Origin of the sequence: Streptomyces stoeckheimensis, from assembly GCF_045822005.1 — a bacterium.
Taxonomy (GTDB): Bacteria; Actinomycetota; Actinomycetes; order Streptomycetales; family Streptomycetaceae; genus Streptomyces; species Streptomyces stoeckheimensis.
The window spans coordinates 7,825,898-7,851,511 of the sequence record NZ_CP169550.1; the positions used below are offsets into that span (position 1 = coordinate 7,825,898).

Consider the following 25,614-nt stretch of genomic DNA (forward strand, 5'->3'; position numbering starts at 1 on the left):
GGTGTATCGCCGGCTGGAACGTGGCTGCAAGGGTGCCGTGAGGGCCGCATCCCTGATGCCCTCGCCAACACATTCGAGTCAACCAGGGCGGGGGTGGCGGCGCCTCGGCCGCACGGCCACGATCCTCCCGGCCGGAAGGACCGGTCGGCGGGCCCGGGCCGTTGGCCGAAAGGAGGACCGGGGTTAGGGTCGGGCCATGGCCTTCGTCGTTTTCATGACCCTCCCGGGGCTGGCGCTGCTGCTCACGGCCATCGCCTTCCTCGACCTCGCACTGGAGCGCGCGGGCCGCGCCGGCCTGCTGCCCTGGCGCTGGAACGGCCGCAAGGGACAGATGTCCTCGACGGGCTTCGAGCAGCTGCACGCGAGCTTCTCGCCCGGAAAGCAGAACGAGCTCAAGGAGCGGCAGAGCGCGCTGATCATGCGCGACGACGAGGAGGACGGCGCCCCGCCCCGGTCCCGCGTGGACCTCGACGGAGGGGGCGCGGTGATCCGGCTGCCCGCCCCCGGCTCCCGCCCCTAGGGACGGCAGCGGTACGTGAACTCCGCTGCGGCTGTGCGCCGTACGGGAGAGACGAGCTCGAGCTCGGCCTTCGCGGGGTAGGTGCCCGCGCCCTGGAAGGTCCACAGCAAGTGCAGCCGGGCCTCCTTCCGGCCGCTCGGCACCCGCTCCCTGAGCTGCTCGGAGCGCGTGCCGTCACTGCGCAGCCAGCGGTACGTGAGGACCCCCGGCCGCCCGTTGGTCCGTACGACGGCCACCACGTCGGCGGTCCCGTCGCAGCCGGGCCCCCCGGCAGCGGCCGCGTCAGTTGACACCGCCAGGTCCCGGACCTCCAGAGCCGGGCCGTAGCGCTGCCAGCCCAGGTAGCAGAGGACCCCGATCAGGACCACGGCGGCCAGGGTGTAGCGCCGCCACTCGCCGCGTCGGCGGGGAGCGGGGACGGGGAACAGCGGGAACGGCGCGGGCAGTGCGGCCGTCACCCCGGGCCCGAAGCGCAGGACCGAACCCTCGACCCGGTCGGGCACGGCACCGACCGGTACGTCGAACCGTGCGGTCGGGCCGGTCCGTTCGGCCGTACCGGACCAGTCGGTGCCGCCGGCGAGGCCGAGCCGTTCGGTCCGCTCCGTGCCCCCGGGCGGACCGGTGATCCAGTGGCTGCCGAGCACGGTGGCGCTGTAGTCGTCGTCGCCCTGCGGGGCGTGGGGATCGCTCATGCCGGCTTGCACCCCCGGATGTAGATGCTCTGGACGGAACTCTGGTTGGCGGCGGCCGGCTGCGTGGTGGCGCGGACGCTCCAGTAGCAGCCGGCGCCCTGCGCGAAGGTGTGCGCCAGGGTCTGGGTACCGGGGCTTCCGGCTCCGAACGCGACCGTCTGGCGGCCGTCGGGCACGGTCAGGGCGCCCTTGTCGTCACCGGTGAACCACTCGACGACCAGGGTGTACGGGCCCGCGCCGTCGCTCTCCACGGAGAAGCCGGCCTCGGTGGCACCCGGGCCCGTCTGCCGGAAGGAGGTGACGTTCACCGCGGAGATCTTGACCTTCGGGGACGGAGACGGGGTCGGTGTCGGTGTGGGGGTCGCGGACGGAGTCGGGGACTTGGTCACCGTCCAGCTCGGCTTCGGCGTCGGTGTCGCCGTGGGGGTCGGCATCGTGTAGCTCGGACTCGGGCTCGCCGACGGCGACGCGGACGGTGTCGGTGTGGCCGTGGCCGTCGGTGACGCGGAAAGGCTCGGTCCGGGCGCCGGACCGACCGGGCCCGGCGTCGACGCGCTCGACGTCGCGAAGGCGTTGAGCGCCATCGCGCCGCCCGGCTCGGAGCCCATCGCCTGGTAGCCGAGCACGGCCACCAGCCCGAGCACGAGCGCCGCTCCCGCCGCGAGCAGCCCGCGCCCGCCCGGGGACCAGCCCGGGGGAGGCGGCGGCAGGACCGTGGTGGCCAGCGCGGTGGCGCCCTGCGCCGGGGCGCCCGCCGAGGGGAACAGCAGGGGCAGCAGGGCCGCCAGCGCGGCCAGCTTGCGCTGTCCGCGCTCCTCCCAATGGGGCCCGTACGCCGCCAGGGCCACCGCCTCCAGCTCCGCGACGAACGCGTCGGCGTCCTCGGGCCGTTGTTCGGGGGCCTTCGCCAGTCCCCGCCGGATCAGCGGGCGCACCGGCTCGGGTGCCTCGGTCTCCGGGACCGGAGCCTCGATGTGCTGGACCGCGAGCTCCGCGAAGTTCTGCCCGTCGTACGGCTTGCGGCCGGTCAGGCATTCGAAGAAGGTCGCCGTCGCCGCGTACACGTCGGCCTCGGGCGACGCGGGCCGGCCCTGCCACTGCTCCGGGGCCATGTACGCGGGGGTGCCCGCCGCCCCGGGCGTCGTGCCCAGGGGGGTGGCGATCCCGAAGTCCACCAGCTTGGAGGTCCCGTTGGCCGCGACCAGGACGTTCGCCGGCTTGTAGTCCCGGTGGACCACACCGGCCCGGTGGGCGTCGGCCAGCCCCAGCAGGGAGCCCTTCAGCAGCACCAGTGCCGCTTCCGGTCCGGTCCGTCCGCACTGCCCCAGCAGGGCGTTCAGCGGGATGCCGTCGACGAGCTCCATGACGATCGCAGCGCCGCCGGGCGCCTCGACGTACTCGTACAGCCCGACCACGTAGGGGGAGCGCAGGGCGCCGAGCAGTTGGGCCTCGGCCCGGAACTCCCGGACGAAGACCGGGTTCTCGAGCATCCGGTCGTTCAGGTACTTCACCGCGACGGCCGTGCCGGTGCCCTCGTGGACCGCGAGGACCACGCGGCCGCTGGCGCCCGAACCGAGCTCGCGGACCTCCGAGTAACCGGGAACCGACCACACGCCGTTCATGCCTTCCCCCTTGCCGTGGCGTGACCGCGCCCCGGAGCCGGTCGTTCCAGGGACCGGCCATCACCTGGGACACATTTCCGCCACGGCCGGTTCCCTGTCCAGGGGTCGGGCGTCAGGCCGCCGCCGCCCGCGCCCCGATCATGGAGTGCAGCCGGTCGGCCGCCGCCCGTCCGAACTCCGGATCGTTGATGTGCGTGTCGTAGTCGTGGATCCGGGCGGCGCTGCCCCGCAGCCCGTCGCGCAGTGCCGAGAACAGCGCCCCGTCGGCGTCGGGGTCGTGGTAGGGCCCGCCGGGGGCGCCGAGCGTGGACAGTCCGCGCAGGGGGACGCAGACGGCCGTGGGGCCGGTGGCCGCACGGAGTTTGGCGGCGACCCGGCGGCCGAGTTCGGCGCACTCGGCCTCGGTCGTACGGATCACCGTGATCGAGGGATTGTGGACGCGGACCCGGCGGTACCGGACCCGTTCGGGCAGGTTCTCCATCGGGCCGAACTTCACCATGTCCAGCGCCCCCAGGCTCACCACCTGCGGGATCCCGGCCCGCCCGGCGGCGCTGAGCCGGTCGGGACCGGCGGTGAGGATGCCGCCGCACAGGTCGTCGGCGAGCTCGCTGAGGGTGAGGTCGAGGACACCCGCGAAGACGCCCTGGCCGGCCAGGGTCTCCAGGGTCCGGCCGCCGGTGCCGCTGACGTGGAAGACCAGGACCTCGTAGCCCAGTTCGGTCAGCCGTTCCCGGGCCGCGTCCACGCCGATCGTGGTCACGCCCGCCATGCTCGCCGCGATCAGCGGCCGGGGTCCCGAGCCCAGCAGGGCCGACCGGGGCGACTCCGAGGCGGAGCGCGCGAAGGACTCGGCCATCCCGGCCACGGCCGCGACGGCATTGGTCAGGACCGGCGCCGAGATGCTGTTGATCCCCGCGATGTCCACGACGCTGTACATCATCGTGATGTCCGCCGATCCGACGTACGGGGCCACGTCCCCGGACGCCATGGAGGAGACCATCACCTTCGGGACGCCGAGCGGCAGGGCGCGCATCGCCCGAGTGGCGATGGAGGTCCCGCCGCTGCCCCCGATCGCGAGGACTCCGTGCAGCCGGCCCTCGGCGTGCAGGCGTAAGAGGGTCGCTTCCGCGCCCCGGGCCATCGTGGTCACGGCCGCACCCCGGTCGGCGGCCGTGCGCAGTTCGGACAGTTCCGTTCCCGCGGCCCGCGCAACCGCTTCGCGCGGTACGTCGGCGGGCACCCGGGGCTCGTTCATGATTCCTGTGTCGACCGTGATCACTTCGACGCCGGCGCGCAGCAGCCTCTCGCGCAACCAGCCGTACTCCACACCCTTGGTGTCCAGGGTTCCCACCAGCACGACGTTCGTCATACGTGCAATGTCCATGCAGGTGGGGTTTGTTGGCAAGTAAAGGTCGGGTCAACCCTCGTTCGCCAGGAGGTCCAACAGCCTTTCCAGGAAGGGAATCTGAGACACCACCAGCTTGGTTCTGGCCACCGCGGGAGCGAACCACTCGACCCGGTCCAGCTCGGGGAACTCCTCCGTCCGCCCCGACTTCGGCGGCCATTCCATGGTGAAGGTGCCGGGCACCGCGAGGGCCGGATCCAGGTCCGCGCGCACCGCCCAGATGGTCACGAGCTTCCCGCCGATCATCCGCACCTCGCCCAGCGGCAGGTACGGACCCTCCGGCGGGGGCAGCCCGATCTCCTCGGTGAACTCCCGGCGGGCGGCGTCGCGCGGGGTCTCCTCGGGCCCGTACTCGCCCTTCGGGATCGACCAGGCCCCCGCGTCGCGGCGCTCCCAGAGCGGGCCGCCCATATGGCCGAGCAGGATCTCCACCCCGGATCCGGGGTGCGGGCGGAACAGGAGCAGTCCGGCGCTGCGCTTCGCGGTCATGGGCCCATCCCTACCCCGTCCGGGCGCGGCTCAGGCAGCGGCCCGGGCCGGGGCCCGGGCCGGGGCGGGGCTCAGTGGTCGTGCGGGCCCTGGCGGTGGACCGGGCCGTGGGCGTCCGCGCAGTGCGTGTCGGCGGCCCGGTCCTCGCCGGGGCGGCCGACCGTGAGGAGGGAGTCCTGGGCGTGGTCCACCTGGAGGGTGGTGTGCGTGATCCCGTACTCCTTCGCGAGCAGGGCCTCCAGGTCCCGGCGCACGGCGTGGCAGTCGCCCTCCGGGGCCACCAGCACGTGCGCGGACAGCGCGGCCTGCCCGGAGGTGATGGTCCAGATGTGCAGGTCGTGGACCTCCGTGACCGGCGGCTGGCCGACCAGGCGGTCGCCGACCGTGTCCGGGTCCACGTGGGCCGGGGCGGCCTCCAGCAGGATCCGGCCGGACTCGCGGACCAGCCCGTAGCCCGCCTTGACCATCAGGACCACCACGACGAGCGAGGCGATCGAGTCGGCCTGCCGGAACCCGGTGGTGAGCACGATGAGACCGGCGACGGCGGTGCCGATGAAGGCGAACAGGTCGTTGAGGATGTGCTGGTAGGCGCCCTCGACGGCCAGGGAGGTGCGGTTCGCCTTCGAGATGCACCAGGCCGCCGCGATGTTGACGACGATGCCCGCCAGCGCCGTCACCAGCACCAGCCCGCCCTCCACGGGCGGCGGATCCAGCAGCCGGCGTACGGCCTCGTACGCCAGCCAGACCGCCAGCAGCAGCAGGGTGAGGCCGTTGGCCTGCGCGGAGAGTATCTCCGCGCGCTTGAGGCCGTACGTGAAACCACCGCGCGCCGGCCTGGCGGCCAGCCGCATCGCGATCAGCGCGAGGACGATCGAGACGGCGTCCGTCAGCATGTGCGCGGCGTCGGAGATCAGGGCCAGGGAGTGCGCCAGGACGCCGATGACCACCTCGATGGCCATGAAGCCCGTGATCAGGCCGAGGGCGATGCCGAGCCAGCGCCGGTCGGCGTCGGCGGCGACCCCGTGGCTGTGCCCCGCGTGACCGTGCCCCGCGTGACCGTGGCCTTCGTGACCGGCGGTACCGATGGTGTCGTGGTCGTGGGGCGCGTGATCGTGCGCGCTCATGGTGTCCCCCGTGAGTCGTGGCGAATCGCTCGCGCGTTCCGCTTCGCCTGAAGTGAAGCGCACCTCGGGGCGATGGGCAAAGGCTGCAACGGGGACCGTTGTCATTACCCATAACGCAGGTCTGACCTGCGGTTATGCCGGGCGCGCCGGATCGTGGGAAAATCGCCCCATGGCCCAGCGCCCCGGTGTGCCGACCGCGCCAGAGCTCCTCCTGGAAACGGACAGGGGCTCCACCGCGATGAGCCCGCGCCGGACGTACCACGTCGGCCGGGACCCCCTCTGCGAGATCTGCCTCGACGACGCCCGCGTCTCCTGGCACCACGCGATCCTGCGTCCGGACGGCGACCACTGGACGCTGGAGGACGAGGACAGCACCAACGGAACGTGGGTCGACGGCCACCGCGTCCGCGAGTGGGCGGTCGGCGTCGGCAGCGAACTGCGCTTCGGCAGCGCCGCCGACGGACCGCGCGTCCGCTTCGCCGAACCCGCCGCCGCCCGGCCCTCCTCGGTCTCCCGCCCGGACATGACCACCACCTTCCGGCGGCCGACCTCGGTCCGCCCGCTGGCCCCCCAGGCCGCCGTCCGCATCGGCCGCGCCCCCGACAACGACTTCGTCATCGACGACCTCGTCGTCTCCCGCCACCACGCCGAACTGCGCGCCCGCCCCGATGGCAGGTACGAGATCGCGGACCTCGGCAGCCACAACGGCACGTACCTCAACGGCGCCCGCCTCACCGGGGCCGCCGCCATCGGCGAGGGCGACATCGTCGGCATCGGCCACTCCGCCTTCTGCCTGGTCGGCGACCAGCTCCAGGAGTACGTGGACACCGGCGAGGTCTCCCTCGACGTCCAGGACCTGCGCGTGGCCGTCGACAACGGCCGCAAGACCCTCCTCGACGGCGTCTCGTTCCCCGTCGGCGCCACCACCCTGCTCGCGGTGGTCGGCCCCAGCGGCGCCGGCAAGTCCACCCTGCTCGGCGCGCTGACCGGCCTGCGCCCGGCCGACCACGGCACCGTCCTCTACGACGGCCGCGACCTCTACCGGGACTACGCCGAGCTGCGCAGCCGCATCGGCCTCGTCCCGCAGGACGACATCCTGCACGCCCAGCTCACCGTGCGCCGCGCCCTCGCCTACGCAGCCGAGCTGCGCTTCCCGCAGGACACCGCCAAGGCCGAACGCGAGGCCCGGGTCGACGAGGTGATCGGCGAACTCGGCCTCCAGCAGCGCGCCGACCAGCCCATCCACAGCCTCTCCGGCGGCCAGCGCAAGCGCGTCTCCGTCGCCCTGGAACTGCTGACCAAGCCCTCCCTGCTCTTCCTGGACGAACCCACCTCCGGGCTCGACCCGGGCATGGACCGCTCGGTGATGAACATGCTGCGCGGCCTCGCCGACGACGGCCGCACGGTCATCGTCGTCACCCACAGCGTGCTCAACCTGAGCGTCTGCGACCGCCTCCTGGTCCTCGCTCCCGGCGGCCGCATCGCGTACTACGGGCCCCCGGACGAGGCGCTCGGCTTCTTCGGCTTCGAACAGTGGCCCGAGGCCTTCGAAGCCTTCGAGAACGAGCGCGAGCGCGACTGGGCCGGGGAGCACCGCGCCTCGCCGCTGCACCGCCGCTACGTCGACGTCGCCGGCCGGGTCCCGCTCGCGGGGGCCGGCGACAGGGCCGCGGGGATCGCGCCCAAGCCGCCGCCCAAGGCGCAGAGCTGGGGCTCGCAGCTCTCCACCCTGATCCGCCGGTACGCCGCCGTGCTCAGCGCCGACCGCACCTTCCTGATCATCATGGTCGCCCTGCCGTTCGTCATGGGTGCCATGGCCCGGGCCCTGGCCGGCAGCGAACTCAACGCGGAGACGGCGCTCAACGCCCTGTTCATCCTGTGCGTGGGCGGGGTCCTGACCGGAGCCGCCAACGCCGTCCGCGAACTGGTCAAGGAACGCGTCATCTACCAGCGCGAACGTGCCGTGGGGCTCTCCCGGTCGGCCTACCTGATGTCCAAGGTGGTGGTCCTCGGCGCCATCACCGTCGGCCAGGCGGTGGTCCTCACCCTCGTCGGCCTCGCCGGGGTCAAGACCAACGCCCCCGGCGGCAAGGGCCTCTTCCTGCCCCCGCTGATCGAGATCACCCTCGTCGTCGCCCTGCTGTCCGTCACCGCCATGGTGCTCGGACTGCTGATCTCCGCCCTGGTGACCAAGGAAGAGGTCACCATGCCGCTGCTGGTCCTGCTCACCATCGTGCAGGTCGTCTTCTGCGGCTCCCTGCTGAAACTCACCGGGGTCCCCGTCATCGAACAGTTCGCCTGGTTCGTGCCGGCCCGCTGGGCCATGGGCGCGATGTCGGCAACCATCGACCTCGGAGCCATCGTGCCCGGCAAGATCACACAGGACCCGATGTTCGACCACAAGCCCCGCTTGTGGCTCACGGAGGTGGCGGCGCTCGTCGGACTGGCCGTGCTGTTCGGCGTACTCGTGGGCCGGGTGCTGCGCCGCCACGAGCCGGCCATCATGCGGAAGTAGCCGCGATGACCAGCCCCGGCCAAGCCGCGGAATTCCGGCCCACCCACATCGTTCCGCAGGACGGACTCCCCGCATGGGAGACCCCGGACCTGTCCCGCCCGACGGTGGCGCTCGACGCCTTCCTCCCCGTGCGGCTGCTGACCCGGCGCGGGGAATGGGGGGAGGTCCTGTGCGCCAACGGATGGTCCGCCTGGGTCGACGGGCGCCTGCTCCTCGCCGTGCCGCAGCCCCCGCCGACCGGCGGGCGCCCGCTGACGCGCGTCGAGGACCCGCAGCCGCTGCTCACGCGGTGTGCCGAGGATCTGGAGCGCTACCGGCGGGCCGTCACCGACCTCGCCTCCGGGCGGCTCGACCCCGAATCCTTCCGGCGGTCCCTGCGGGGACTGCGCGTCGGCGTCGTCGTCGACGGGGAGTCCGTGTGGCTCTACGACGAGACGGCGGGACGGTGGATGTACGGGGACGGGAGCCGCCTGGCCACCTACGCGGTCGTCGCGGGACCCGGTGCCCCGCCCGTGCCGCAGACGCCGCCGCCGGAAGCCGACACCGAGGGCCGTGGCGACGTACGAGACGTTCCGCACGAGCCCACGAAGATCGTGGAGCTGCCCCGGCCGGAGGCGGGCTGATGGGCTCCGAACCGGCTGCGGAGCCGTTCCGCGGGCGGGAGTCCGACCTGCGGGGGCGGCAGATCGCCGGGTACGTGGTGGAGGCCGAGATCGGGCGCGGGGGGATGGCGGTCGTCTACCGCGCGCACGACGTACGGCTGGACCGGACGGTCGCCCTGAAGCTCCTCGCGCCCGAACTGGCGCGCAACGACGTCTTCCGGAAGCGGTTCGCGCACGAGTCGAAGGTGGCGGCGGCCATCGACCACCCGCACATCGTGCCCGTCTTCGAGGCGGGGGAGACCGACGGGATGCTGTACATCGCCATGCGGTACGTGCCCGGCCAGGACCTGCGGGCCATGCTCGACCGGACGGGCCCGCTGCCCGTGGAGGCGGCGGCCCGGATCGCCGGCCAGGTCGCCTCGGCCCTGGACGCGGCGCACGCCCACGACCTGGTGCACCGGGACGTGAAGCCCGGCAACATCCTGGTCGCGGGCGGCACCGACAGCGAACACCCCGAGCACGTCTACCTGACCGACTTCGGGCTCACGAAGAAATCGCTGTCGCTGACCGGGTTCACGAGCGTCGGGCAGTTCGTCGGGACCCTGGACTACGTGGCGCCCGAGCAGATCGCCGGGAAACCGGTCGACGGCCGGTGCGACGTCTACAGCCTGGGGTGCGTGGTCTACGAGACCCTGGCCGGCGGCCCGCCCTTCGAGCGCGACGACGACATGGCGCTGCTCTGGGCCCACCAGTACGATCCGCCGCCGGCGGTGTCCACGCGGCGGGAGGGACTCCCGCCGGGGGTGGACGAGGTGCTGGCCCGGGCCCTCGCGAAGGCGCCCGAGGACCGGTGGGGGAGCTGCCTGGAGTTCACGGGGGCGCTGCGGCACGCGGGTGCGGGGGAGGGCCCGGGCCCCGGGGTGGCGGCGTTCGTCCGTGTGCCCGACCGTGCGCCCGCCCGGGCGGCTTCCGACGGGCCGCCGCCACCGCCGCCCAGGTGGGCGCTGCCGGTGTTCTAGTTCCGGCCCTAGTCCTGGTCGGGGGAGGGCGCGCACACGACGTGGGCCGTGACCTCGGCGTGTGCGGCCGAGGCGTACCAGCCCTTGCGGCCGTGTGCGTCGACGACGGGGTGGGAGGCCAGGACGGTGTGCCGGAGGGTGCCGTCGCGGCCGTGGTCCCAGTGGGTGGTGGAGTACCCGCCGGACTGCACGGCCGTTCCGCGCGGGCAGAACACCCTGCTGACGGACACCGCCTGCGCGGAGGAGTCCTTGCGGCCGGTGTCGCCGGAGAGGTGGCGGGCGCCGGGGCCGGTCGCCTGCGTGGGCAGGGCGGTGGAGAGGGTCAGGGCCAGTGCGGAGAGGGAGATCAGGCCAGCGGCGTGAAGCGGCCGGAACAGGCCTTTGGTCATGTTCACGGAGACGAGCGTGTCATGCGGAAACGATCCCCCGATGAGCCGATGTGCGTCCGTTCACTCGAACGGCGCAACGGGTGGGCGGGGTGGGCGGCCGGTGCGGGCGGCCTGGTCAGGGGGTCAGCGGGTCAGCGGGTCAGGAGGTCAGCGGGCCAGCGGGTCAGCGGGTCAGCGGGCGGCGGGACCGGCCTGCTCGGCGGGGGTCCGGCGGCCGGGTTCGCCCCGGCGGCGGGGGAGCAGGGCGCCCAGGAAACCCGCCACGGCGCCCGCGAGGAAGGCGAGCCCGACCGTGCGCCAGAGCAGCGGGCGCAGCTCCACGTTGCCGCTGAGGTCGTCGACGTCGCCGAGACCCAGCAGGGTGAGGCCGAACTGGGCCTGGATCCGGGCCAGCAGGCAGACCACCAGGGTGGCCAGGGCCAGGGCGACGGCCAGGTGGAGGGCGTGCTGCCAGGGACGGACGTGCGCGGGCGAGCGGGCGGCGGCCAGGGCCCCGGCGGCGAGCAGGAGGACGACGGCCAGCACGACGAGCCACCACGCCCGGGAGTCCCGCTCGGCGAGCGAGGCCACGTCGATGGTGGACAGGTCCGAGGCCGCGCCGGAGTCCCGGCCGGTGACGCGCAGCACCTCGTCCAGGACCCGCGGTACGGGCAGCCCGAACGGACCCTCCGCCTTGCCCTCCCAGGCCCCGCCGAAGCCGAGGGTCAGGGCGGGCCAGACCAGGTTGGGCAGGCCCAGCAGGATGACCGCCAGGGTGCGGTCCGCGTGCCCCTGGGTCCCCGCCACGACCAGGCCGACCCCGATCCCGAGGACGACGTACGCGAGGAGCAGTGCGACCACGGCGAAGGCCGCGGGCCGCACCGCCGCGTGGAAGCGGACCAGCCCCGTCGGGAGCGGTGCGCGCCGGGACACCAGCAGGGAGACCAGCAACAGGCCCAGGATCCACAGCAGTCCGTAGCCGAGGCTGGCGGGGATCGCGGCCTCGAAGCCCACCTTGGGGCCGGCGTCGAGGACTTCGCCGATGTCGCCGAGGACCGAATCGCCGGTGGAGACCGTGAAGTTCTGGCGGGACAGCAGGGCGACTCCGGTCAGTGCCGCCAGCCAGAGGAGCACCAAGGGCGCGGCGCGGGCGAGGAGTTCGCGCACGCCCGCCACGGCACGGTTGTGCAGGGGGCGCAGGAAGAGCCAGCCGGTGGTCAGCGCGCCGGCCAGGCTGACGGAGAGGGGGAGTACGGACAGGCTCGCGTCGGCCCCCGCCAGGAAGCCGGCCCCGCCCGTCACCTCGACCGACCCGCCCGCGGCCATCAGGACGACGGCGGCCACGACGTGCGGGAACGCGCCGCCGGGCAGATCGCCCGCGCCGGCGAGGGCCAGCCCCGCGGCGCCGACGACGGCCATCACCGCGAAGCCCGCGAGGACCGCGACGAGGGCGTCGCGCCAGGCTCGCGCGGCCGGTGCCGTTGGATGGCTCACCCTGCCACCGTAGGCAGCTCCGCTTGCGGCCACCACCCGGACGGCGCACACAATGGTCGCCAGGAGTGCACGAAATCCGGAGATTTCCGCTGATGACCCGTGGAAGTTCCATAACGGAACGTCCACGGAGCAACGACCGAAGGGTCCGCAGCGGAACGTCCACAGGGGACCGGAACCCCTCCGCCTGGGAAGAAGAGCCCGTGACCACTCAACCCTCCGGCCAGCAGCCGCCGTGGCCGACACAGCCGTCACAGCCGCCCTCGCAGCCGCCGCCGTCGTCGTCGTCCGGGCGCCCCACGGGCCCGCCGTCCGGTCCCCTCTCCGGGGGCCGGGAAGGGCCCCCGCCACCTCCGCCGCCGGCCCCTCCCGGAGGATCCGGGAGCGGGGTGCCTCCCGGGCCCCCCGAGCCCCCGCACAAGCCCTGGTGGCGCTCCGTACCCCGGCTCGCCACCACCATCGTCGCCCTCGCAGCCGCCGTGACCCTGGCCGTCGTCCTGACCAGGCCCAGCGGGGGCGGGGGTACCACCACCTCCGCGGGCAACGAGGTCTTCCTGCAGCCCGCGGCGGCCTCCGGGCCCGACCCCTTCACCGAGTCCACCGCGGCCAAGCAGGCCACGGCGCCGCCCGAGAGCCCGCCGCCCTCGACGCCGGACAAGAAGCCCGAATCGAAGCCGCCGGCGAATCCCCCGTCGTCCGCGGCGACCACGACCACCCGCAGCGTCAGCGGCGCCTCGCCGGAGCTGTACGGGGGCACGCCGAACGTGCCCGCCTGTGACGTCGAGAAGCAGATCCGGGTCCTCTCGGCGCAGCCCTCCAAGAACGCCGCCTTCGCCTCGTCGCTCGGCATCCAGCCGACGGCCGTGCCGTCGTACCTGCGCTCGCTCACCCCGGTCCAGCTCCGGGTGGACACCCGGGTCACCAACCACGGCTACGTGGACGGCCGCTCCACCAGCTACCAGTCCGTACTCCAGGCCGGGACCGCCGTGCTCGTGGACGACCGGGGGGTGCCGCGGGTGCGGTGCGCCTGCGGGAACCCGCTGGGGCCGCCGGTGGCGCTGAAGGCCAACCCGAAGCGGTTCGGGCAGCCTTGGACCTCGTACCAGCCCTCGCGGGTCGTGGTCATCGCGCCGTCCGTGATCATCGTGAACAAGTTCGTGATCTACGACTACGGCAACGGCCGCTGGTACGAGCGTGACCGGGGCCACCACCAAGGCCGCCACGACAGGCCGATCCCGCCGCCGGTGATCCCGACCCCGATCTTCACCACCCCGCCGCCGTCGCCGACGTTCACGTCGCCGTCCCCGACGGGCACTTCGCCCTCGCCGACGGACACCTCCACGTCGTCGACATCGCCGTCCCCGTCGGTGTCGCCGTCCGAATCCTCGTCCGAGTCGCCGTCTCAGTCCCCGTCCGAGTCGCCGTCGGAGTCCCCGTCGGTCTCGCCTTCGGAGTCGGCCTCGGAGTCCCCGTCCGAGTCGCCTTCGGAGTCCGTGTCGGCGTCGGCGACCGGGTCGGAGTCACCGTCCGAGTCGCCCTCGGAGTCCCCCTCCGAGTCACCGTCCGTCTCGCCGTCCAAGTCGGCCTCCGCGTCCGCGGGCCGGACGTCGCCGACGCCGTCCCCGTCGCCGACGCCCGAGAAGAGCTCGGTGGCGCCGACGCCCGAGAAGAGCTCGGTGGTGCCGGAGCCCCCCGCGACCTCGGCGCGGCCCGAGCCGCCGAAGCCGAAGCCGACGCCCCCGCCGCTGATCTCGGAGGAGCCCGAACTCCAGCCGCCGCCGCCCCCGCCGCCGACCCAGGCGCCCCCGCCCCCGCCGCCCCCGCCCCCGCCGCCGCCCCCGCCCCCGCCGCCGCCCCCGCCCCCGCCGCCGGCCACCTCACAGGCCCCGCCGCCGCCCCCGCCCTCCCCGGTCGGGCCCGGAGGCGACACCGACCAGGGTTCGGACGGAGGCCCGGCCGGTAACAGCAACCAGTAGGACCCCGCCCGACACGAAGACCTCCCCGAGGGCCATCGGCCCTCGGGGAGGTCTTCGTGTCGGGCGGGGTCCGGGCCCTGCGGACGCCGCTAGCGGACGCGGCCGTACATGTTCGGGTTGTACGCGCTGAAGCTGGAGACGCGGACCTGCTTGCCCGGGCGGGGGGCCTCGATGTACTTGCCGTCGCCGAGGTAGATGGCGACGTGGTGGATGCCCGAGGTGCTGCCGTTCGAGGTCCAGAACACCAGGTCTCCGCGGCGCAGCTCGGAGCGGGAGATCGGGGTGGTGGCCCGGTACTGGTCGGAGGCCACGCGGGGGAGGGTGATGCCCGCGGAGCGGTACGCGGCCTGGACCAGGCCCGAACAGTCCCAGCCTCGGGGGCCGTTGCCACCCCAGACGTACGGGTCGCCGAGGTGGCTGTTGGCGAAGGAGATGGCGCCCTCCGTGCCCTGGCGGATGGGCGTTCCGGAGGAACCCGAAGAGCCGGAGGAGCCCGAAGAACCGGACGAGCCCGAGGAGGAGCCGGAGCCGCCGGCGAAGCGCTCGTACTTGTCCTTGTGCTGGGTCCAGCGCCACCAGCCGGTGGAGTCCTTGTACCAGTACACGCGGTCCGTCGCGTCCCAGCCCGCGCGGCCGCGGAAGGTCGGCTCGGAGGTGCGTACGGAGGAGGACGAGGAGGAGGATGAGGAGGGAGACGAGGCGGCGGCGGAGGAACCGCCGCTGCTCGCCACGTACTTGCTGTAGTGCTGCGTCCAGCGCCACCAGCCGGTCGCGTCCTTGTACCAGTACTTCGAACCGTCCCAGCCGGCGTGCGCCGGTGCCGGCTCGGCGGATGCGGTGCCCACTCCGGTGCCCATCAGCAGCGTGGCGCCGACGGCCGCGACCACGGCGCCGCGCAGGGTGCAGCGACGGCGGCGGGTCGCGGCGGCCGTCATGGCCGTCGTGCCGCGCGCGCAGCCGGTGCAGTCACAGCTGTCGGGTATTTCTTCGGTGAACTCGGGCGTGCGCATGCATGATTCCTTTTCCATCGGGGGTGTTGTCAACGCGCGTCGGCGGCAGGGCCGCGCGCCGTGTAGAAGGCCACGGTCAAGTCCTTGACCAGGGCCTTGCGTTCGTAGTCGTCCAGGCTCACGAGCCCGCGGTCCGACATCCGGTGAACGGTGTCGTCGACGGCGTCGAGCACGGAGGTGAGGACGGAGTCCCGGTGCCGCGCGTCGATCGAGGCGACCCGGCGGCGCTGCATCGCGGCGGCGACCTCGGGGGCGTACTCGACGTGCAGCGGCCGGGCGGAGAAGACTTCGACGCCGACGGCCTTGCACTCGGCGGCGAGCAGTCGGGTCAGCTCGTCGCCGACGGCCTCGGTGTCCCGCAGGGTTTCCGGCCCGTCCGGCTCCGGGCCGAAGGAGTCGGCGGGCATCCGGGAGAGCACCCGGGCGGTCGCCGACTCCACCTGTCCGCGCAGGTACGCGGTGTGGTCGTCGACCGCCAGCAACGCGCGGGCGGTGTCCCTGACCCGCCATACGACGAGGACGACGGACCGCAGCGCGGTGCCCTCGGAGTCGACGACGCAGAGCGGCTCGCTGCGCCAGTGGCGCAGCCGGACGTCGACGCGGGTGTGGCGGCGCAACGGGTTGGACCAGATGAGGCCGGTGCGCCGGATCGTGCCGCGGTAGCGGCCGAACAGGGTCAGCGACCAGGCCTGGCCGGTGAGGCCGCGCCGCAGTCCGCAGAGCGCGGTGAGTGCGAGGAGCGCGCAGCACACGACGACGGCCAGGGGCCAGGCCTCGGCGGGGGAGGTGGAGGGGCGGAGTTCCTCGAACCGCGCGAGGACGGCGGCGCCGCCCGTGGCGAGCGCGGCGGTGAGCAGGGCCCACCAGCCGGAACAGGCCCGCGCGGGGTGTTCGGTGAGCTCGGGGTCGAGCACGGCGGGAAGGGTCCGGGGGTGGGCCGGAGCCGCCGTGGCCGGAGGGGCGGGCCGGGGTATCGCCGTGCGGACGGGGGCCTGCCGAAGGGTGTCGGGATCCGTCGGCGCGGGGCCGGACCGGCGGGGTCCGGCCGGGGCGCCGGGGGCAGCCGGACCGTCGGGGCCCGCGGCGGTCGCGGTGCGGGAGCCGTCCGGTCCCTCGTCACGGAAGAGCGGCCCGAGGACGAGCGGATCCCGGTACGGACGCACGACCAGACTCCCGCGCCCGGTACGGGCCCCGTGCCCGGCGGCCGGGCCGGAGCCGGAGCCGGCACCGGCACCGGAACCGGAGTCGGAGTCGGAGTCGGTGAGAGGGGCGGATATGTGTCCGGGGGTCTGGGCCCCTTCCTCCGTCCTTTCCGCCCCTCCCCTCGGTATTCCGGCCGGTTCTCCGGTCGTCTTCGGCGCTCGCGACAAGCCACACCCCACACAGCCGTGGGCGTCAACGGCCCCGTTCCGGGGGGTTCCTGACGCCAGCAAAGATGATCATGAACGGATCGATCTTCGCGAAATCGTACAAGTCGGCTATTCAGCGAAAGTCACGACAGGCCGGGACTTTGGTCCTTTTTCGTCCGCCGCCCGGTGTCCAGGGGGCGCCGCTAGCACACAAAGGGGATCGGGGCCCGTTCGACACGCCGCACCCGTCCTTCGCGTACCGCGAACCCGCACCCTTGCCCCGGTACCGTCCCGGCAGGCTCCCGCGCACCGGCACGGACCGGCGAAGAGTGAGACCCTGAAGGTGTGGCCGAAAGGGGAGTGACCCCCCAGGTCGAGTGGCCTGCCCGGACGGACACGAGCCTCGCGCTCAACCACATGGGCACCTTCGACTGGGACCTCGACAGCGGGCAGATGTTCCTGGACACCACCGCCCTCGAGGTCCTCGACCTGCGCCCCGAGGAGTTCACCGGCACCCCCGCCGGACTGCGGGCCCGCCTCGCGCCCGGCGAAGAGGTCCGGCTCGACGCGCGGGTCGCCCAGGCGCTGAAGGCCGGCCACAGTCACTACGGGGCCTACGTGCGCAGCCGCGACCGGGAAGGCGCCCCGGGCTGGACCCATGTCCAGGGGCGCATCCTGCGGGACCCGCACGGGCGTCCGTACCGGATCATCGGGATCCTCCGCGACGCCGTCCACGACCCCGGCGAGCCCGGCGCGGCCGGTGAGCGCGACGAGGGCCGGCGCCGCATGACCGGGGTCATCGAGCGGACCACGGCGATCCTGGCGCACGCCCGCACCGTCAACGACGTCACCGACGTCCTCAAGGACCCCGAGGCCCTCGGCCACCTCGGCGCGGTCAGCGTCATGCTCGGCGTGGTGGACGGCGGCCGCATCCACCTGGTCGCGGAGGGGCAGCTCGGGGCGTACGTACCGGAGACCGAGTACACGCGGATCGACGCGCCCCTGCCGATGAGCGAGGCGGTACGGACCCTGCTGCCGGTCTATCTGTCCTCCCGCGAGCAGTTCCAGCGCCGCTACCCGGACCTGTGGCCGTACATCGAGCCGCTGGCCGTCCGCAGCGGGGTCTACCTGCCGCTGATCGCCCAGGGCAGGCCCGTCGGCGCGCTCGGGCTGCTCTACACGCGGGAGGGCGACTTCGACGCCGAGGAGCGCAACGTGCTGATGGCCCTCGGCAGCGGCATCGCGCAGAGCCTCCAGCGGGCCATCCTCTTCGAGCAGGAGCACGACCTCGCCGAGGGCCTCCAGACGGCCATGCTGCCGCGCCGGATCCCGGAGGTGGCGGGCGCGCAGATCGCCGTGCGGTACCGCGCCGCCCGGATGGGACGGGACATCGGCGGCGACTGGTACGACGTGGTCCCGCTCGGCGAGGGCCGGGTCGGCGTGATGATCGGCGACGTGGAGGGCCACGACACGGACGCCGCCGCCGTCATGGGCCAGCTGCGCATCGCGCTGCGCGCGTACATCGCCGAAGGCCACACGCCCGGCGCGGCCATGGCGCGGGCCTCGGCCTTCCTCCAGGACCTGGAGACGGAACGCTTCGCCACGTGCACGTACGCCGACATCGACCTCACCAGCGGCATGGCCCGGCTGGTCCGTGCCGGGCACCTCGACCCCGTGGTGCGGCGCGGCGACGGCAGTTGCCACCGGGTACAGGTGGCGGGCGGGCTGCCGCTGGGCCTGCCGGTGCCCGACCCGGGGGCGCCCGGTGCGGGTGCCTCCGGCGGCGACGCGGGGGCTTCCGGCGCCCCGGGCGCTTCCCGCGCCGCCGGTACGGGATACCCCGTCACCAGCCTCGAACTGCACCCCGGGGACACCCTGCTGCTGTGCACGGACGGTCTGACCGAACGGCCCGGCGGCGACCCCGACACGGGGGTGCGCGAGCTCATGGAGGCGGTCCGGGACGGACCGGCGGACGTGGAGGAACTCGCCGACCTGCTGTGCGACCTGGTCGGGGACTCGGGCGGCGGGGACGACATGGCCCTGCTCCTGCTGCGCCGGCGCGGCACCCCGCTCCCGCGCGGCGGCGGCCCGCTGCGCCACCGCCTCACCCCCGGGGACCCGGACGCCCCGGCGATGGCCCGCCACCTGATCCGGGCCGCAGCCGCGGCGTGGGGTGCGTGGGAGCAGGCCGACGAGATCGAGCTGGCGGCGGACGAGCTGATGACCAACGCGCTGGTCCACACGGACGGTGTCGGCGGGGTCAGCATGCGGCTGACCCCGGAGGGCCGGATCCGGATCGAGGTGGAGGACACCAGCAGCGCGCTCCCGCGGCGCCGGGAGGCCGACGATTGGGCGGTGTCGGGGCGCGGCCTGATGCTGGTGGACCGGCTCGCGGATGCCTGGGGCGTGGAGCCTCGGGGCGGCGGGAAGTGCGTGTGGTGCGAGTTCGCCGTCCAGTCCCCGTCCCGGGAGCCCGGCGTCGCGTAGGCGCGCGGGCCCGCCGGGGCCGGGTGGGTTTCGCGGGCTACTCGGCCGCGAACGGGCCCGGGCCCTGCGCGGCCTTGGCGATCTGCATCGCCGTCAGTCCGCGCACGAAGCGGATCGCGAGGACCGAGGCCGCGAGCAGCACGACCCCGTACACGGCCGCGGCGGTGGCCGCCGTCGCGAGCCCGTCCGCGTCGTCGGCACGGTCGTGGAGGATGCCGAAGACGCGGTTGGCGAACAGCGCGGCGATCCACACCAGCCACCACGTGGTGATGGGGGCCGTCGAGACGGGCCGGTGGGCCGCGTCCGGCCCGCGCAGGCGGCTGGCGGACCAGATCTCCTTGGCCGTCTTGTACGGGATGCGGAGGAAGGCGAAGGGCACGAACCAGCCGCCGATGGCCCAGGCCGCAGACCTGGTGACCGCGTCCGGGCCGAGGATCAGGGCGTTGTGGTGGACGCGGTGGAACCAGGTGATGAACAGGGCCGCGGTGACGATCAGCAGGGGAATCTCGAGGAGGCCCGCCAGGGCCATCAAGGTGTCCGGCAGGGTGCCGCCGTCCTCGGTTCCCGCATCCGGGTAGCTCCCGTTCCGCAGGGCGAAGCCGAGGTACAGGCCGGTTCCGGTCAGGAGCAGGGCGTACAGGCCGGAGAGTGCGAGCAGGGCGGTCGTGGCCGTCGCGAGCCCCCCGGGCGGGCGCAGCAGAGCGACGGGCTCCGGGGTGAAGTCCGGCACCGGCTCGTCGACGGGCTGCGGTGAGCCGGTCGCGCTGAAAGACATGAAGTCGTACCCCCGGGAACAGGTGACATGCGGAGAAGGCCCGTCGGCCCGCCGCCATGTGGTCACGGTCGAAGATGTGGCGGGGCCAAGATTTCAGACCGCACCTTTGGATGACTTGGATCGCCCGCCGGGGCGGCTTCCCGGGGCCGGTGCGGGCGAATGGCTGACAGTCACCGAACTAGCGCTGTGTTCATGTGCTCATATGCACGGGGCTGGCCGATCCTGCCTGGATGTCCCCCCTGCGCCCCCTGCGCCCGCTGTTTTCCGTCATGCTGCCGGCCCTGCTCACCGTGCTGCTCGCGGCCCCGGCGCCCCCGTCGGCCCACGCCTCCGGGCACGGCAAGGGCGAGGGGATCGAGACGGACCGTACCGCCCGGCAGATCGCCCCCGGGGTGCGGCTGGAGTCGTACGACCGGCTCGAAGCCGACCGGTGGCTGCGCATCGACGAACTCGACGTGCAGTTGGCGGGCACAGGCACAGGCACAAGTACGGGTACAGGCACGGGCGCGGGATCCGGTGTGCGCGTGGAGTACCTCGGCGGCCGCGGGCACGCCACCGTCTCCGACTCCGCCGCACGCCACCCGGCCGGGCCCGGCCGCCGCGTGGTCGCCGCCGTCAACGGCGACTTCTTCGACATCCGGGGTACGGGCGCCCCGCTCGGCCCCGGCATCGGCGCCGGACGGCTGCTGCACGCGGCTTCGCCCGGCGCGGGACAGGCCGTCGGATTCGGCGCCGGCGGACCGGGCCGGGTGCTCCGCCTGACCCTCGACGGGAGCGTCACCCTGCCCGGTGGCGCGGTCCGCCCGCTCGCCGGTTTCAACACCGCGCGGCCGCCCGCCGAGGGCTTCGCCGCCTACACCGCCGACTGGCCGGCGGACGGACTCCCCGCGTCCGGACCGGCGGTGGAGCTGCGCGACGGCCGGGTCGCGGCCGTGCGCGCGGCGGTACGCCGTCCCGCGCGCCGGGAGCGTCCCGCACCCGGGACCACCCTGCTGGTCGCGGCGGGCACGGCGGCGCGGGAACTCGCCGCCCTGCGCCCCGGGGACGCGGTCGCCGTGGCGGCCCGGCCGCTGCCGGTCGGGGGCGGGCCGCTCCCGGCGAGCGCGGTCGGCGGCCGGGAGGCGCTCGTGGTGGCCGGGGTCCCGCAGAACCACGACGGCGAGCCGAACAACGCGGCCGCGCCGCGCACCGCCGTCGGCTTCTCCCGCGACGGCCGCCGGGCCCGCCTGGTCACCGTCGACGGCCGCCAACGCGACAGCGGAGGGCTGACCCTGACGGCGCTCGGCCGGCTGATGCACCGTCTCGGCGCCCACGAGGCCCTCAACCTGGACGGCGGCGGTTCCTCGACCCTGCTCGCGGCGCTGACCGGGGAGTCGGCCCTGACCCTGGAGAACTCCCCGTCCGAAGGCCGCCGTCGCCCGGTCCCCAACGGCTTGGTCCTGACCGCCCCGGCCGGCACCGGGCGCGCCACCCGCTACCGGATCGAGCCCGTCGGCGGCGCGGCGCGCGCCTTCCCCGGCCTGACCCGGACCCTCAGGGCCACCCCCTACGACGCGCAGCTCGGCCCGGTGCCCGCGCAGCCGGGGGCTCCGGGGTGGTCCCTCCCGTCGGGCCGGGGCCGGATCGATTCCGGCGGGGTCCTGCGCGCGTCGGGCCCCGGTGCGGTGGAGGTGCGGGCGGGCCTCGGAGCGGCGAGCGGGGCGCTCCGCCTCGACGTGCTCGGGGAGCCGACCCGGGTCCGGGCCGTGCCGGAGCGGATCGGGTTCGCGGAGGAAGGGGAGACCGCACGCTTCGTCCTGACCGGGTACGACGCGCAGGGCGCCGCCGCGGTGGTCGAACCCCGGGACGTGGAGCTCGACTTCGACCGTTCCCGGTGGCAGGTGGCCGACGACGGGCGCGGCGGATTCACGGTGACCGCCCGAGTCCCGAACGCGACGGGTGAGTTGCGCGCCACGGTGCGCGGGATCCCGGCCGGGACCTCGGGCGGGTCCCGCGCCTCCGTGGCCCCGGCCCGGCTGGCCCTCGGGGTGGGCCTGGCGGACGTGCCGCTCGCGGATCTGGAGGATGCCGCCCGCTGGACCGGTCCCGGCGCCGCGCCCGGGGAGGGCCGCCCCGGCCGGGGGCTCGCCCTCGCACCGCCCGCCGGGGGCGGGACCGCCGCGGCGACCCCGCCCCGTCCCCTCCGGGTCCCCGAACTGGCCCGCTCGCTTTCCTTCTGGGTGCACGGCGACGGTTCCGGGGCCCGGCCCGCGGTGGAACTCGCCGACGGCCAGGGAGCCGCCGTCACCCTGCGCGGGCCCGCTGTCGACTGGACCGGCTGGCGGGAGATCGGCCTGCCGCTCCCGGCGATGGCGGAGCGCCCCTTCGCCGTGACCCGACTCGCGGCCACCGCCGCCGCCCCCGCGCCCACCCGCTCCAAGGCCCGTACCGGAGCCACGTCAAAGGCTCCGGCCGAGAGCCCCGCCCCGCGGCTGCTGCTGGACACCCTGGCGGCGCGGACACCGCCGACCGGGGTGGTCCGTACGGCCGACGCCCCCGATCCGATCGTGGCCACGGCGGCCCGGGTGGACTCCCGGCCCTGGCGGTTCGCGATCGCGCCCGCCGGTGCCCGGCCCGCCGGTGCCCGGCCCGCCGCGGCCGCTGCCCCGACCGCGGCCGTCGACTTCGCACTGACCGGCACCGGCCGCCCGGCCTTCGTGCACCGGGGCGTACGGTTCCTGCCGCTCGGCTCCACGCGCCGCACCCTCGCCGGCGGCGGGCTGGAGCGGATCACGGCCCTGCGCGCGGCCCTCGCGACGGCCGCCCGGGAACCGGGTACGGGTGCGCTGGCCGTCGTGGAGCCGTACGCACCGCAGGCCGTCGACCGCAAGGAGGCCGCCCTGCGGCTGCGCCTCCTGGCGGAGTTCCGCCGGGCCACCGGCAAGCGGGCCGTGGTCCTCACCGTCGGCGCCCCCCGCTTCGCGGCCGGCCGCACCGAGGGCGTGCTCACCGTGGCGGCCCCGCGCACCGGCCGCACCGTGATCGGCGCCGACGCCTTCGCCGCGGGCGACTGGCTCTCCGTACTGCCGGCCGCGGGCCGGTGAACCCGCGAACCCACGAACCCACGAACCCACGAACCCGCGAACCTGCGAACCTTGAACCGGTCAGGAACGGAGAAGCCCCGGCCGCCCACCCGCCCGTAGCGTGAAACCCATGGACATCAACCTTTCGCAGTGCTTCATCGCCGTCGACGACCACGACACGGCGATCCCCTTCTACCGGGACGTCCTCGGTCTCGAGGTCCGGGGCGACGTCGGCTTCGAGGGCATGCGCTGGGTGACCCTCGGGTCGCCCGCGCAGCCCGATGTGGACATCGTCCTCGAACCGCCCGTCGCGAACCCCAACGCCTCGTCCGCCGACCGGGAGGCCATGACGGAACTGCTGGCCAAGGGCCTGCTGCGCGGTGTCATCTTCAGCACCGACGACTGCGACGCCACCTTCGAACGCATCCGGGCCGCGGGCGGCGAGGTGCTCCAGGAGCCGATCGACCAGCCGTACGGCGTCCGCGACTGCGCCTTCCGCGACCCGGCCGGCAACATGCTCCGGTTCCACCAGCCGCGCAAGCGCTGAGATCCACTGCCCCTCTTACCTGGTGCCGCCCCCGGATGACACCGCCGATCGGGTAGACAGGGGAGCGTTGCCGCGACCGAGAAGGCGGCGCCGGCCCGACAGAGCGGCGTCAGCCCAACAGTATGGAGACACGATGAGCAAGGTCACGAGGACGGGCACGCAGTCACCCGAGCCGCACGCCGCCGACGTCCACGACCTGATCCGCGTACACGGCGCGCGGGTGAACAACCTCAAGGACGTCAGCGTCGAGATCCCCAAGCGCCGGCTCACGGTCTTCACCGGCGTGTCCGGCTCGGGCAAGAGCTCCCTGGTGTTCGACACGATCGCCGCCGAGTCGCAGCGGCTGATCAACGAGACCTACAGCACCTTCGTCCAGGGCTTCATGCCGACCCAGGCACGGCCCGAGGCGGACGTCCTCGACGGGCTGACCACCGTGATCACCGTCGACCAGCAGCGGATGGGCGCCGACCCCCGCTCGACGGTGGGCACCGCCACCGACGCGAACGCGATGCTCCGCATCCTCTTCAGCCGGCTCGGCAAGCCGCACATCGGCTCGGCCAAGGCCTTCTCCTTCAACGTGGCCTCGATCAGCGGGGCCGGCGCCGTCACCATCGAGCGCGCCGGGCAGACCGTGAAGGAGAAGCGCAGCTTCAACATCACCGGTGGCATGTGCCCGCGCTGCGAGGGCCGGGGCTCGGTCAACGACATCGACCTGACCGCGCTGTACGACGACACCAAGTCGCTCAGCGAGGGCGCCCTCACCATCCCCGGCTACACGATGGAGGGCTGGTACGGCCGCATCTACGCCGGCTCAGGCTTCTTCGACATGGACAAGCCGATCCGCAAGTACACCAAGCGGGAGCTGCACGACCTGCTCCACAAGGAGCCGACCAAGGTCAAGGTCGACGGGATCAACCTCACCTTCGAGGGGATCATCCCCAAGCTCCAGAAGTCGATGCTGTCCAAGGACGTCGAGGGGCTGCAGCCGCACGTCAGGGCGTTCGTGAAGCGTGCGGTGACCTTCAGCGTCTGTCCCGACTGCGAGGGCACCCGGCTCAACGAGGGGGCGCGGTCCTCGAAGATCAAGAAGATCAGCATCGCCGACGCCTGCGCGATGCAGATCAGCGACCTGGCGAAGTGGGTCCGCGACCTGGACGAGCCCTCGGTGGCCCCGCTCCTCGCCACACTGCGCCAGACCCTCGACTCGTTCGTGGAGATCGGGCTGGGCTACCTCTCCCTCGACCGGCCCTCGGGCACGCTGTCCGGCGGCGAGTCCCAGCGCGTCAAGATGATCCGACACCTCGGCTCCTCGCTCACCGACGTCACCTACGTCTTCGACGAGCCCACCGTCGGCCTGCACCCCCACGACATCCAGCAGATGAACAGCCTCCTGCTGCGGCTGCGCGACAAGGGCAACACGGTGCTCGTCGTGGAGCACAAGCCGGAGACGATCGCCATCGCCGACCACGTCGTCGACCTCGGCCCCGGCGCGGGCCAAGGGGGCGGCACCATCTGTTTCGAGGGCACCGTCGAGGGGCTGAGGGCGGGCGACACCATCACGGGCCGGCACTTCGGAGACCGCGCACGCCTGAAGGAGACGGTGCGCGAGCCCAACGGAAAGCTGGAGATCCGCGGAGCGAAGACGCACAACCTGCGGGGCGTCGACGTCGACGTACCGCTCGGGGTGCTCGTCGTGGTCACCGGCGTCGCCGGCTCCGGCAAGAGCTCGCTCGTCCACGGCTCGATCCCGGCGAGCGAGGGAGTCGTCTCGGTCGACCAGGGCGCGATCCGCGGCTCCCGGCGCAGCAATCCGGCCACCTACACCGGCCTGCTGGACCCGATCCGCAAGGCCTTCGCCAAGGCCAACGGCGTGAAGCCGGCCCTGTTCAGCGCCAACTCCGAGGGCGCCTGCCCCGCCTGCAACGGTGCCGGGGTCATCTACATGGACCTGGCGATGATGGCCGGCGTCTCCACCACCTGCGAGGAGTGCGAGGGCAAGCGCTTCCACGCCTCGGTCCTGGAACACCACCTCGGCGGCCGCGACATCAGCGAGGTCCTCGCGATGCCGGTCACCGAAGCCGCCGAGTTCTTCGGCGCGGGCGAGGCGCGCACCCCGGCCGCGCACCGCATCCTGGAGCGGCTGGCGGACGTGGGGCTGGGCTACCTCAGCCTCGGACAGCCGCTCACCACGCTCTCCGGGGGCGAGCGGCAGCGCCTCAAGCTGGCCACGCACATGGCGGACAAGGGCGGGGTCTACGTACTCGACGAGCCGACCGCGGGCCTGCACCTCGCCGACGTCGAGCAGCTCCTCGGCCTCCTCGACCGCCTCGTTGACTCGGGCAAGTCGGTGATCGTGGTCGAACACCACCAGGCGGTCATGGCGCACGCCGACTGGATCATCGACCTCGGCCCCGGAGCCGGCCACGACGGCGGCCGGATCGTCTTCGAGGGCACCCCCACCGCCCTGGTCGAAGCCCGCGCCACCCTGACCGGCGAGCACCTGGCCACCTACGTGGGCGCCTAGGCGCCGGGCGGCTCCAGGGCGCGCTTCCAGCGCGCGC

At 73.9% G+C, this 25,614-nt stretch carries 18 protein-coding genes and 1 pseudogene; 9 read left to right on the top strand and 10 right to left on the bottom strand.

Going from position 1 to position 25,614, the window contains the following annotated elements:
- Positions 1 to 196 precede the first annotated feature (196 nt).
- Positions 197 to 520, top strand: coding sequence for a DUF6191 domain-containing protein (locus ACE1OC_RS35580; RefSeq protein WP_407840450.1), 324 nt, complete (start codon positions 197 to 199; stop codon positions 518 to 520).
- On the opposite strand, the gene ACE1OC_RS35585 is transcribed toward ACE1OC_RS35580, so the two are convergent.
- The 5 genes from ACE1OC_RS35585 to ACE1OC_RS35605 form a co-directional block, all read right to left on the bottom strand.
- Positions 517 to 1,212, bottom strand: a complete 696-nt coding sequence (locus tag ACE1OC_RS35585; protein ID WP_407840451.1) for a hypothetical protein — start codon at positions 1,210 to 1,212, stop codon at positions 517 to 519. The genes ACE1OC_RS35580 and ACE1OC_RS35585 overlap by 4 nt on opposite strands.
- On the bottom strand, positions 1,209 to 2,834 hold the full coding sequence (locus ACE1OC_RS35590) for a serine/threonine-protein kinase (RefSeq protein WP_407840452.1): 1,626 nt from the start codon (positions 2,832 to 2,834) through the stop codon (positions 1,209 to 1,211). The genes ACE1OC_RS35585 and ACE1OC_RS35590 overlap by 4 nt, the downstream gene beginning before the upstream one ends.
- Positions 2,835 to 2,946: 112 nt before the next feature.
- Positions 2,947 to 4,203, bottom strand: a complete 1,257-nt coding sequence (locus tag ACE1OC_RS35595; protein ID WP_407840453.1) for a Tm-1-like ATP-binding domain-containing protein — start codon at positions 4,201 to 4,203, stop codon at positions 2,947 to 2,949.
- Positions 4,204 to 4,251: 48 nt separating this feature from the next.
- Positions 4,252 to 4,728, bottom strand: coding sequence for an NUDIX domain-containing protein (locus ACE1OC_RS35600; protein ID WP_407840454.1), 477 nt, complete (start codon positions 4,726 to 4,728; stop codon positions 4,252 to 4,254).
- A 71-nt stretch (positions 4,729 to 4,799) separates the two neighbouring features.
- Entirely contained in the window at positions 4,800 to 5,852 is a 1,053-nt protein-coding gene (locus ACE1OC_RS35605) for a cation diffusion facilitator family transporter (protein ID WP_407840455.1), read from the bottom strand.
- A 169-nt stretch (positions 5,853 to 6,021) separates the two neighbouring features.
- Here ACE1OC_RS35605 and ACE1OC_RS35610 point away from each other — a divergent pair, with 169 nt between their 5' ends.
- The 3 genes from ACE1OC_RS35610 to ACE1OC_RS35620 are packed head-to-tail and all read left to right on the top strand — an operon-like array spanning position 6,022 to position 9,988.
- Positions 6,022 to 8,367: an FHA domain-containing protein gene (locus tag ACE1OC_RS35610; RefSeq protein ID WP_407840456.1), complete on the top strand. Its 2,346-nt coding sequence runs from the start codon at positions 6,022 to 6,024 to the stop codon at positions 8,365 to 8,367.
- A 5-nt stretch (positions 8,368 to 8,372) separates the two neighbouring features.
- Positions 8,373 to 8,990, top strand: a complete 618-nt coding sequence (locus ACE1OC_RS35615; protein WP_407840457.1) for a hypothetical protein — start codon at positions 8,373 to 8,375, stop codon at positions 8,988 to 8,990.
- Complete coding sequence (locus tag ACE1OC_RS35620) at positions 8,990 to 9,988, top strand: serine/threonine-protein kinase (protein ID WP_407840458.1); 999 nt, start codon at positions 8,990 to 8,992, stop codon at positions 9,986 to 9,988. The genes ACE1OC_RS35615 and ACE1OC_RS35620 overlap by 1 nt, the downstream gene beginning before the upstream one ends.
- 8 nt (positions 9,989 to 9,996) lie before the next feature.
- On the opposite strand, the gene ACE1OC_RS35625 is transcribed toward ACE1OC_RS35620, so the two are convergent.
- Positions 9,997 to 10,383 carry a hypothetical protein gene (locus ACE1OC_RS35625; protein WP_407840459.1) on the bottom strand — a complete coding sequence of 129 codons (387 nt, stop codon included), beginning with the start codon at positions 10,381 to 10,383 and terminating at the stop codon, positions 9,997 to 9,999.
- 165 nt (positions 10,384 to 10,548) lie between these two features.
- On the bottom strand, positions 10,549 to 11,850 hold the full coding sequence (locus ACE1OC_RS35630) for a streptophobe family protein (RefSeq protein ID WP_407840460.1): 1,302 nt from the start codon (positions 11,848 to 11,850) through the stop codon (positions 10,549 to 10,551).
- A gap of 200 nt (positions 11,851 to 12,050) precedes the next feature.
- Here ACE1OC_RS35630 and ACE1OC_RS35635 point away from each other — a divergent pair.
- Positions 12,051 to 13,385, top strand: a pseudogene (locus ACE1OC_RS35635) (DUF6777 domain-containing protein); the annotation flags it as partial.
- 527 nt (positions 13,386 to 13,912) lie between these two features.
- Here ACE1OC_RS35635 and ACE1OC_RS35640 read toward each other — a convergent pair.
- Both ACE1OC_RS35640 and ACE1OC_RS35645 read right to left on the bottom strand, forming a co-directional pair.
- A complete protein-coding gene (locus tag ACE1OC_RS35640; protein WP_407840461.1) occupies positions 13,913 to 14,833 on the bottom strand; it encodes a C40 family peptidase in 921 nt (306 codons plus the stop codon).
- Positions 14,834 to 14,862: 29 nt separating this feature from the next.
- Positions 14,863 to 15,996 (bottom strand): SPFH domain-containing protein, encoded by a 1,134-nt coding sequence (locus tag ACE1OC_RS35645; protein ID WP_407840462.1) that lies wholly within the window; start codon positions 15,994 to 15,996, stop codon positions 14,863 to 14,865.
- 531 nt (positions 15,997 to 16,527) lie between these two features.
- Here ACE1OC_RS35645 and ACE1OC_RS35650 point away from each other — a divergent pair.
- On the top strand, positions 16,528 to 18,669 hold the full coding sequence (locus tag ACE1OC_RS35650) for a SpoIIE family protein phosphatase (protein ID WP_407840463.1): 2,142 nt from the start codon (positions 16,528 to 16,530) through the stop codon (positions 18,667 to 18,669).
- A gap of 37 nt (positions 18,670 to 18,706) precedes the next feature.
- Here the strand turns inward: ACE1OC_RS35650 and ACE1OC_RS35655 are convergent, their stop codons facing one another.
- On the bottom strand, positions 18,707 to 19,444 hold the full coding sequence (locus ACE1OC_RS35655) for a DUF4328 domain-containing protein (protein ID WP_407840464.1): 738 nt from the start codon (positions 19,442 to 19,444) through the stop codon (positions 18,707 to 18,709).
- A 230-nt stretch (positions 19,445 to 19,674) separates the two neighbouring features.
- Between ACE1OC_RS35655 and ACE1OC_RS35660 the strand changes: the two genes are divergently transcribed.
- From ACE1OC_RS35660 to ACE1OC_RS35670, 3 genes are all read left to right on the top strand, one after another.
- The gene (locus tag ACE1OC_RS35660) at positions 19,675 to 22,527 is read left to right on the top strand and encodes a phosphodiester glycosidase family protein (protein WP_407840465.1); all 2,853 of its coding nucleotides are present in this window, start codon (positions 19,675 to 19,677) and stop codon (positions 22,525 to 22,527) included.
- A 109-nt stretch (positions 22,528 to 22,636) separates the two neighbouring features.
- Positions 22,637 to 23,053, top strand: coding sequence for a VOC family protein (locus tag ACE1OC_RS35665; RefSeq protein ID WP_266959843.1), 417 nt, complete (start codon positions 22,637 to 22,639; stop codon positions 23,051 to 23,053).
- Positions 23,054 to 23,186: 133 nt separating this feature from the next.
- Positions 23,187 to 25,577 (top strand): ATP-binding cassette domain-containing protein, encoded by a 2,391-nt coding sequence (locus ACE1OC_RS35670; protein ID WP_407840466.1) that lies wholly within the window; start codon positions 23,187 to 23,189, stop codon positions 25,575 to 25,577.
- Positions 25,578 to 25,614: the final 37 nt, after the last annotated feature.